The 9,158-nt window shown below is 69.4% G+C and carries 8 protein-coding genes; all 8 read left to right on the top strand.

Going from position 1 to position 9,158, the window contains the following annotated elements; translation table 11 throughout:
- Positions 1-54: 54 nt before the first annotated feature.
- The 8 genes from ACYP33_RS16335 (at position 55) to ACYP33_RS16300 (ending at position 9,015) form a co-directional block, all read left to right on the top strand.
- The gene (locus ACYP33_RS16335; protein ID WP_459622832.1) at positions 55-1,566 is read left to right on the top strand and encodes an aldehyde dehydrogenase; all 1,512 of its coding nucleotides are present in this window, start codon (positions 55-57) and stop codon (positions 1,564-1,566) included.
- A gap of 31 nt (positions 1,567-1,597) precedes the next feature.
- Positions 1,598-2,686, top strand: coding sequence for an LLM class flavin-dependent oxidoreductase (locus ACYP33_RS16330; RefSeq protein ID WP_414445141.1), 1,089 nt, complete (start codon positions 1,598-1,600; stop codon positions 2,684-2,686).
- 3 nt (positions 2,687-2,689) lie between these two features.
- The gene (locus ACYP33_RS16325; protein ID WP_459622831.1) at positions 2,690-3,568 is read left to right on the top strand and encodes an alpha/beta fold hydrolase; all 879 of its coding nucleotides are present in this window, start codon (positions 2,690-2,692) and stop codon (positions 3,566-3,568) included.
- Positions 3,565-3,921 carry an NIPSNAP family protein gene (locus ACYP33_RS16320; protein ID WP_459622830.1) on the top strand — a complete coding sequence of 119 codons (357 nt, stop codon included), beginning with the start codon at positions 3,565-3,567 and terminating at the stop codon, positions 3,919-3,921. Before ACYP33_RS16325 ends, ACYP33_RS16320 begins: the two co-directional genes overlap by 4 nt.
- A complete protein-coding gene (locus ACYP33_RS16315) occupies positions 3,918-5,105 on the top strand; it encodes a quaternary amine ABC transporter ATP-binding protein (RefSeq protein ID WP_414445138.1) in 1,188 nt (395 codons plus the stop codon). The genes ACYP33_RS16320 and ACYP33_RS16315 overlap by 4 nt, the downstream gene beginning before the upstream one ends.
- Positions 5,098-6,090: an ABC transporter permease gene (locus ACYP33_RS16310; protein WP_459622829.1), complete on the top strand. Its 993-nt coding sequence runs from the start codon at positions 5,098-5,100 to the stop codon at positions 6,088-6,090. The genes ACYP33_RS16315 and ACYP33_RS16310 overlap by 8 nt, the downstream gene beginning before the upstream one ends.
- Positions 6,091-6,215: 125 nt before the next feature.
- Complete coding sequence (proX, locus tag ACYP33_RS16305) at positions 6,216-7,244, top strand: glycine betaine/L-proline ABC transporter substrate-binding protein ProX (RefSeq protein WP_414449439.1); 1,029 nt, start codon at positions 6,216-6,218, stop codon at positions 7,242-7,244.
- 286 nt (positions 7,245-7,530) lie between these two features.
- A complete protein-coding gene (locus ACYP33_RS16300) occupies positions 7,531-9,015 on the top strand; it encodes an aminotransferase class V-fold PLP-dependent enzyme (protein ID WP_459622828.1) in 1,485 nt (494 codons plus the stop codon).
- Positions 9,016-9,158: the final 143 nt, after the last annotated feature.

Here is a 9,158-nt window from a genome sequence, read left to right as displayed (position 1 = left end):
CCGTGGGCGGCGCGCGCGCCGCAGTGACGAACCGACAGGACTCCGGAACACTTCATGAATACCACCATCGACACCCTGCAAGGCCGGCGCATCGGCAACTTCATCGACGGACGCTTCGTCGAGCCGGCCAGCGGTGAATACGCCCCGAGCTTCGATCCGACCACGGCCCGCCCGTGGTACGAGTTCGCCCAATCGAACGAAGCCGACGTGGACGCCGCGGTGCGCTCGTCGCGGGCCGCGCTGAAGCACCCGAGCTGGCGCCGCATGACCCAGACCGAGCGCGGCAAGCTGGTGCGCCGGCTCGGCGAGCTGGTGCTCGAGCACGCCGACGAACTGGCGATGATCGAGTGCCGCGACAACGGCAAGCTGCTCAAGGAAATGCGCGTGCAGATGCGCGCCATTCCGGATTCCTACCTGTATTTCGCCGGCATGGCCGACAAGCTGCAGGGCGACACGATTCCGGTCAACAAGCTCGACACGCTGAACTTCAACCTGCGCGAGCCGATCGGCGTGGTCGGCATGATCATCCCGTGGAATTCGCCGCTGATGATGCTGACCGGCACGCTCGCGCCGTGTCTCGCGATCGGCAACACGATCGTCGCCAAGCCGTCCGAGCACGCCACCGCCTCCACGCTGGCGCTGGCCGAACTGGCGATCGAGGCCGGCATTCCGCCGGGCGTGTTCAACGTGGTGACGGGCGACGGCGTGCGCACGGGCGATGCGCTGACGCGCCACCCCGGCATCGCCAAGTACGTGTTCACCGGCAGCACCGTCACCGGCCGCAAGATCGCAGGCAACGCCGCGCAGAACCTGGTGCCGTGCCAGATGGAACTGGGCGGGAAATCGCCGCACGTGGTGTTCGGCGATGTGGATATCGAGCGCGCCGTCAACGGCGTGGTGTCGGGCATCTTCGCGGCGGCGGGCCAGACCTGCGTGGCCGGCTCGCGCTGCTTCGTCGAGGCGTCGATCCACGACCAGTTCGTGGAGGCGCTGGTCGAGCGCACCCGCCGCGTGCGGGTCGGCCACCCGATGCACGACGACACCGATATCGGCCCGCTCGCGCTGGCCTCGCAACTCGACAAGGTGCAGCGCTACGTGGCCTCCGGCATCGAGGAAGGCGCGAAGGTGGCGGCAGGCGGGCGCACGCCGGCCGCCGCCGAACTGGCCGACGGCTGGTATTTCGAGCCGACCGTGCTCACGAACGCCACCAACCAGATGCGCTTCATGCGCGAGGAAATCTTCGGGCCGGTGGTGGGCGTGGTGCCGTTCTCGACCGAGGAAGAACTGATCGGGCTGGCCAACGACTCCGACTACGGCCTCGCCTCCGGCATCTGGACCCGCGACATCGATCGCGCGATGCGCTTCGCGCGCGACATCGACGCCGGCACGGTGTGGATCAACACCTATCGCTCGGCGGCCTACATGTCGTCGAACGGCGGCCTCAAGCACAGCGGCTACGGCCGGCGCGGCGGCTTCGAGGTGATGCGCGAGTTCTCGCGCGTGAAGAACGTGGTTCTCGATTACTCCGGCGCGATGCACGACCCGTTCGTGATTCGTCTGCGTTGAACGCGCAACCTTCTTCCGATTTGAGGCAAGCATGAAATTCGCCGTATCGCTCAGCATGGAGCGCTTTTCTCCCGACGATTCGATGTCCGACGCCCGCGCGCAACTGCTCGCGCTGGCGCGCGTGGCCGACGCCGGCGGCTTCGAAACGCTGTGGACCGCCGAGCATCACACCATCGAGTGCACGATCTCGCCGAACCCGTTCACGATCCTGACCTGGCTTGCGCAGCACACCGAACGGATCCGGCTCGGCACCGCGACCCTGGTCGCGCCGTACTGGTCGCCGATCCGGCTGGCCGGCGAAGCCGCCATGTGCGACCACCTGACCAACGGCCGGCTCGAATTCGGCATCGCGCGCGGCGCGTACCAGTACGAGTTCGACCGGATGGCCGGCGGCATGCCGCAGCAGGAAGGCGTGGCCTACATGAAGGAACTGGTGCCGGCCGTGCGCAGCTTGTGGCAAGGCGATTACGAGCACGACGGCCATTACTGGAAATTCCCGCTCGCCACCTCGGTGCCGAAGCCGCTGCAACAGCCGCATCCGCCGATCTGGGTCGCCACGCGCGATCCGGCGAGCTTCGACTGGGCGGTGGGGATCGGCGCGAACATCCTGTCGACGCCGCTGTCCGCGCCGGCCTCGGAGGTGTCGGTGCTCGGCGAGAAATTCCGCAAGGCGGTGGCCGACCATCCCGAGCATCCGCGCCCGCGCTTCATGATGCAGCGCCGCACCTGCGTGTACGACCGCCAGGAAGATTGGGAAACGGCGGTGCGCCACAGCGTGGACTACGGCCGCTACTTCGAGAACCTGATGCAGAATATCGGCACGGTGCGCAACGGCTTTCCGGAAGCGGTGCCGTACGAAACCGTGTCGAACCGCGCCAACTACGATCCGCAGGCGGTGCGCGACAACCTGATGTTCGGCACGCCCGACGAAGTGATCCGCAAGCTGAAGATCTACGAAGATGAAGGCGTCGATCAATTCTGCCTGGGCCTGTCGTTCAACCTGCCGTTCGCACTCCAGATGAAAACGCTGCGCCTGTTCATCGACGAGGTGATGCCGCATTTCACGGCGCGCGAGCCGGCCGCCGGCGCGGCCCTGAGCACCACCGCGGCGGGGGCCTGAGCGATGCGTGACGCCCTTCCCGCCGCCCCGCCCTCGGCCATCGACGCGCACTTCGTGCGCGGCGACGTGGCGCTCCACTACCGGCTGCAAGGCGACGGCCCGCGCGCGCTGATCTGCGTGCACGGCGTCGGTTCGTATCTCGACGCGTGGCAGGCCACCATCGACGCGCTCGGCAGCGGCTTTCGCGTGCTGAGTTTCGACCTGCGCGGCCACGGCGGCTCGACGCGCGTGCCGGGCCGCTACGAGATCGACGAGTTCGTCGGCGACGTGATCGCGCTGGCCGATCATGCCGGCTTCGCGCGCTTCGACCTGGCGGGCTTCTCGCTCGGCGGGCTGGTCGCGCAGCGTCTTGCGCTGACCGAGCCGGCGCGCCTGAACCGGCTCGTGCTGCTGTCCACCGTGGCCGGCCGCACCGATGACGAACGCACCCGCGTGCTGGCGCGGCTGGCCGCGCTGCAGGCCGGCGAGCGCGGCGCGCACTACGACGCGTCGCTGTCGCGCTGGCTGACCGAACCGTTCCAGGCCGCGCACCCGCAGTTGGTGGCGGAGCTGCGCCGACGCAACGCCGAGAACGATCCGGCCTGCTACGCGGCCGCCTACCGGCTGCTCGCGCAGACCGATTTCGGCGGCCTGATCGACCAGATCGCGGTGCCCACGCTGATCGCCACCGGCGAGGACGACCTCGGCTCGAACCCGCGCATGGCGCGCTACATGCACGAGCGGATCGCCCGTTCGCAACTGGCGATCCTGCCCGGCCTGCGCCATTCGATCCTCAACGAAGCGCCCGATGCAGTGGCCGCGCTGATGCGCCGCTTCCTGCTCGACGCCACGCTCGATGTTTCGTCGGATGTTTCGACGGATGTGCAGGAGGACGAACGATGATCGTCGAGGAACGCATCTACAAGATCCGCAACGGCGGCATGGCGCGCTTCCTGGCGCTGGTGCGCGACGAGGCCTTGCCGCTGCAACAGCCGGTGCTCGGCAACCTGCTCGGCTATTTCACCACAGAGATCGGCGTACTGAGCCAGGTGGTGCACTGGTGGGGCTACGCCGATCTGGAGGATCGCCGCGCGCGCCGCCAGCGCCTCGCCGACGACGCGCGCTGGCAGGCGTTCGTGCCGCGCCTGTCGGAGTGGATCGAACACGCGGAAAACCGCATCCTGGTGCCGACCGCATTCTCGCCGCTGCGCGCGCTGCCCGGCGCCGGCGAACCGTCGAAGGAGTTCCGAGCATGACCCCACGCCTGACAATCGAAAACCTGTACAAGGTGTTCACCGACCGCCCCGAGCGCGCGCTCGGCATGCTGCGCCAGGGCGCGACCAAGGCCGACGTGCTGCGCGACACCGGCCAGGCCGTCGGCCTCGACGACGTGTCGCTGAGCGTGCCCGCCGGCGCGATGTACATGATCATGGGCCTGTCCGGCTCCGGCAAATCCACGCTGGCGCGCTGCGTAAACCGCCTCAACGAGCCGAGCGCCGGGCGCATCCTGCTCGACGGCGAGGATCTGTGCACGCTCGACGAGCGCGCGCTGCGCGAGGTGCGCCGCAAGCGCATCTCGATGGTGTTCCAGCATTTCGCGCTGCTGCCGAACCGCCGCGTGATCGAAAACGTCGAGTTCGGCCTGAAGCTGCGCGGCATGTCGGCCGAGGCGCGCCGCAAGCGCGCCTCGCAGGTGCTGGAGGTGGTGGGCCTCGGGCGCTGGGCCGAGAAGATGCCGCACGAACTGAGCGGCGGCATGCGCCAGCGCGTCGGCCTGGCCCGCGCGCTCGCCACCGACGCCGACGTGCTGATCATGGACGAGGCGTTCAGCGCGCTCGATCCGCTGATCCGCGCCGAGATGCAGGACGAATTGCTGCGCCTGCAACGCACGCTGAACAAGACCATCCTGTTCATCACGCACGACTTCCAGGAAGCGCTGAAGCTCGGCACGCGCATCGCCATCATGTCGGAGGGGCGGCTGGTGCGCGAAGGCACGCCGCAATCGATCGTGACGGAGCCGGGCAGCGATTACGTGGCCGGCTTCACGCGCGAGGTGGATCGCGCCAGGTTGTTCTGCGCGGAGGCGTCGATGACCGCGCTCGACACGCTGGTGCAACGCGACGGCTGGCGCGTGCTCGGCGACGGCGCGGCCGGCCCGGCGTTCGTGGTGGACGCCGACACGCGCCTGCTCGGCACGCTGGCCCGCCGCGACGCCGCGCAACTGGCCGCGCTGCGCGACGGCGGCGCACTGCCGCCGCTCGAACGCGGCATCGCCTGCGTACCCGCCTCGGCGCGCCTGATCGACGCCGCGCCGCATTTCGGCAACCACGGCACGATCGGCGTGACCGACGAAGCCGGCCGCCTGGTCGGCCAACTGGAGGCGGCCCGCGTGCTCGCCCGCATCGGCGCGCAAAGCGCCAACGGAGTCCATCATGCTTAAAGCCGACGACCTGGCGGTGTTCCCCGTCGCGGACTGGATCCAGACCTTCGTGCAATGGGTCGCGTTGCATCTGCGCCCGCTGTTTTCCGTGATCAAGTGGCCGATCCAGAAGCTGCTGGAGGCGAACGTCGATGCGCTGCACGCGCTGCCGTTCCCGGTGTTCGTCGTGCTCGCCGCGCTGGTGGCGTGGCGCGCGGCCGGCAAGGCGATCGGCGTATTCACGCTGGCCGGGCTGGTGGCGATCGCCGCGCTCGGCGTGTGGGCCGACGCGATGACCACGCTGGCGCTGATCGTCACGGCGATCGTGTTCTGCGCCGCGATCGGGATTCCGGTCGGCATCGCCTGCGCCCGCAGCGAGCGCGTCTGGCGCATCGTGCAGCCGCTGCTCGACGTGATGCAGACCACGCCCACCTTCGTCTATCTGGTGCCGGTGGTGATGCTGTTCGGCGTCGGCACCGTGCCGGGCGAGGTGGCCGTGGTGGTGGCCGCGATGCCGCCGCTGATCCGCTTCACGCATCTGGGCATCCGGATGGTCGATCACGAACTGGTGGAAGCCGGCCTCGCGTTCGGCGCGGACCGCCGGCAACTGCTGTGGGAGGTGCAGTTGCCGCTCGCGGTGCCGACCATCCTCGGCGGCCTGAACCAGACGGTGCTGACCGCGATGGTGATGTCGGTGGTGATCTCGATGATCGGCGCGGAAGGGCTCGGGCTGGTGGTGCTGCAAGGGCTCGGCCGGCTCGACGTCGGGCAGGCCGCGATCGGCGGCATCGCCATCGTGCTGCTCGCGATGATGCTCGACCGCATCACGCAGAAGCTGGCGCGCGCCCGCCCCTCGGGCGGCAGCGGCTGGCGCACCGTGCTGGGCCGCTTCGTGCGCGGCGAGCGCGCCGCCCGAAGCGGCGCCGGCGGCACGGCCCCGGCCTCCCCGCCTTCCCATCCGGGCCACCCGCTGCCGCAGGACAGCGACAGCCGGCAGGCGCTGTAAGCGCGCCGCGCCGCACGCCGTGGCATTGCGACGTTTCGAAGTAAAACCAACCGGCCCGGCACCCCGTGCCCGGGCCATCCGGCGGCAACGCCGGACGACGATCCTACCCATGCAGGAGTGGCTTGATGAAGACGTTGGCGGCAGCATGCGGCGCGGCAGCGCTCGCGGTGATGATGATGGCGGGCCTGCCCGCCGGGGCGCAAACCTTGCCCGGCAAGGGCAAGACCGTGCATTACGCGCAGGGCGACAGTTTCGGCGGCAACTACGTCGCCACCCAGATCGTCATGCAGGGCATCAAACAGCTCGGCTACGACGTGAAGCTGACCACCATGAACACGACGCTGTTCTTCCAGGCGGCGGCGCAGGGTGACGAGGATCTGGCGACCGACGTGAACTTCCCGCAGCGCGAGCTGGCGTTCCGCTCGGTCGAGAAGGACGCGCAGGTGGTGGGCACCGGCATGATCATCGGCGGCGGCATCAACGGCTATCTGATCGACAAGAAGACGGCCGACGCCTACAAGATCACCAACCTCGCGCAGTTGAAGGACCCGAAGCTGGCCGCCCTGTTCGGCAACGACGGCCGCGCGCAGTTGATCAGTTGCGACCCGGGCTGGAGCTGCGGCGACGTGGTCGATTACCAGTTGAATCGTTTCGGGCTGCAGAACACCGTGCGGGCCGTGCGCGGCAAGTACGAGGCGCTGATGGTGGATACCGTGGCGCGCGTGCGCCAGGGCAAGCCGGCGTTCTTCTACGCCTGGAGCCCGTCGTGGACGGTCAACGCGCTGGTGCCGGGCAAGGACGTGGTGTGGCTGCCGACGCCCGAGGCCGCGCTGCCGCCGAACGTGAGCAACACCGGCTCGCCGCTCGTCAACGGCGTGCAGGGCTGCGCCGGCAACGCCGACCCGTGCCGGATGGCGATGGCCTCGTGGAACTGGACCTCGGTGGCGAACCGCGCGTTCATCGCCGCGAACCCGGCGGTGCGCGTGCTGATCGAGCAGATCAAGTTCCCGTCGTCGACGTGGTCCGGCTGGGAATACGCGATCAGCCGCAACGGCGGTTCGCAAACGCTGATCCGCAAGCTCGCGACCGATTGGCTCGACGGCAACAAGGCGCAGTTCGAGCAGTGGGTCGCCACGGCGAGCGCCGCGCACTGAAGTGCCGTACACCACGCATCGAGCAGTCGATGCGTGGCGCGGACATGGGCGCGACCGCCTGACGGCACGACGGAGTGACGGAGTGACGGCGCGCCCCCGTCACCGCGCAACGGCGGCCAGCTCCCGCCGTCGCGCCTCCGCTGCCGCCGCCGCCACCAATGCCGCGCGCCGCCACGGCGGAGAAATTTATTCCCCGGATCGGTGATTTCAGAACAAAGTTTGGAGATTTTTTCCGGGCTGCCCCACGTATCATTTCTTCCACTCAGAAAGGGGCAGAAGGCCAGACATGAACACCTTGCATTACCTCGACTACGCCGCCACCACGCCGGCCGACCCTCGCGTGATCGCCGCGATGGCCGATTGCCTCGGCCTCGACGGCGTGTTCGGCAACCCGGCGTCCAGCTCGCATGCGGCCGGCAGCGCGGCGCGTGTGCGCGTCGAACAGGCCCGCCGGCAAGTGGCCGCGCTGATCGGCGCACAGCCCGACGAGATCGTCTGGACCTCGGGCGCGACCGAATCGAACAATCTCGCGCTGAAGGGCTATGCCGAACGGGCGACCGACCGGCGCCACCTCGTCACGAGCCGCCTCGAACACAAGGCCGTGCTCGATACGATGGCGCATCTGGCCAGGCAGGGCCTGGCGGTGAGCCACGTGGCGCCCGACGCCACCGGCGCGATCACGGCCGATGCCGTGGCGGCCGCCATCGGTCCCGACACCGGCCTGGTGTCGCTGATGCTGGTCAACAACGAGATCGGCACGCTGACCGACATCGGCGCGATCGCGCGCGTGGTGCACGCGGCCGGCGCGCTGCTGCATGTCGACGCCGCGCAGGCGCTCGGCAAGACGCCGATCGACGTGCGGGCGCTCGGCATCGACCTGCTGTCGATGTCGGCGCACAAGGTATATGGCCCGAAGGGCATCGGCGCGCTGTACGTGCGCCACGAGATCGCGGCCCGTATCGCGCCGCAGATGCACGGCGGCGGCCACGAGCAGGGCCTGCGCTCGGGCACGCTGGCCACCCATCAGATCGTCGGCATGGGCGTGGCCTGCGAGCTGGCGGCCAGCGAGCTGCAAGCCGAAATCGCCCGTATCGCGGCGCTCAACGCGCGCCTGAGCACGGCCATGCGGGCACTCGGCAACGTGGTGCAGAACGCCGAAGCGGCCGCGCGCATTCCGCACACCTTGAGCCTGCGCGTCGACGTGCCGGGCTTCCTGCCGTTCATGCTCGGCGAGTCGCTCGCGGTGTCGTCCACCTCGGCCTGCAATTCGGCGGCCGGCACGCCGTCGCACGTGTTGAGCGCGATCGGCCTCGATGCCGGCGCGGCGGGCCGCACGGTGCGCCTGAGCCTCGGGCGCTTCACGACCGAACAGGATATCGATTTCGCCGTCGCCTGCTTCCGGCAGGCGATCGAGCAATGCCGCGCCGCCGAGGCCAGCGGCTTCACGGCGTCGCGCCAGATCGCGCCGGCCGACCTGAAGGCGATCCGCGACGCGGGCTTCCGCTCGATCCTGTGCAACCGGCCCGATGGCGAAAGCGCCGATCAGCCGGCCTTCGAGACGATCGCCGCCAGCGCCCGCGCGCTCGGCCTCGAGGCACGCTATCTGCCGATCGCGTCGGCCAGCGGCATCGGCGAGCCGGAACTCGATGCGTTCGCCGCGCTGGTCGACACGCTGCCGAAGCCGGTGTTCGCGTACTGCCGCAGCGGCAACCGCGCGAGCCTGCTGTGGGATCGGCTCGCCACGCGGCGCGCGGCGGCGGCGCACGCATAAGGCGTTCACGGGGCGCGGGTGCGGGCGTCGCAAAACGCCGGCACCCACGCCGAACCTGCGGCCGTGCAACGCGGTCCGCCACTTTTTCCGTCCTTCGTACTGTCGATTCCCTCTTCGTTTTCACGCGCCCCACCCCGGCCTGG

Source organism: Burkholderia sp. 3C (assembly GCF_054589155.1).
The sequence above is the reverse complement of the archived record's forward strand: the minus strand, read 5'-3'. Positions and strand labels throughout refer to the sequence as shown.

Bases quoted from the DNA above. Each gene is read 5' to 3' on its own strand.
- ACYP33_RS16335 (WP_459622832.1), top strand. From the start codon at position 55: ATGAATACCACCATCGACACCCTGCAAGGCCGGCGCATCGGCAACTTC.
- ACYP33_RS16330 (WP_414445141.1), top strand. From the start codon at position 1,598: ATGAAATTCGCCGTATCGCTCAGCATGGAGCGCTTTTCTCCCGACGAT.
- ACYP33_RS16325 (WP_459622831.1), top strand. From the start codon at position 2,690: ATGCGTGACGCCCTTCCCGCCGCCCCGCCCTCGGCCATCGACGCGCAC.
- ACYP33_RS16320 (WP_459622830.1), top strand. From the start codon at position 3,565: ATGATCGTCGAGGAACGCATCTACAAGATCCGCAACGGCGGCATGGCG.
- ACYP33_RS16315 (WP_414445138.1), top strand. From the start codon at position 3,918: ATGACCCCACGCCTGACAATCGAAAACCTGTACAAGGTGTTCACCGAC.
- ACYP33_RS16310 (WP_459622829.1), top strand. From the start codon at position 5,098: ATGCTTAAAGCCGACGACCTGGCGGTGTTCCCCGTCGCGGACTGGATC.
- proX (WP_414449439.1), top strand. From the start codon at position 6,216: ATGAAGACGTTGGCGGCAGCATGCGGCGCGGCAGCGCTCGCGGTGATG.
- ACYP33_RS16300 (WP_459622828.1), top strand. From the start codon at position 7,531: ATGAACACCTTGCATTACCTCGACTACGCCGCCACCACGCCGGCCGAC.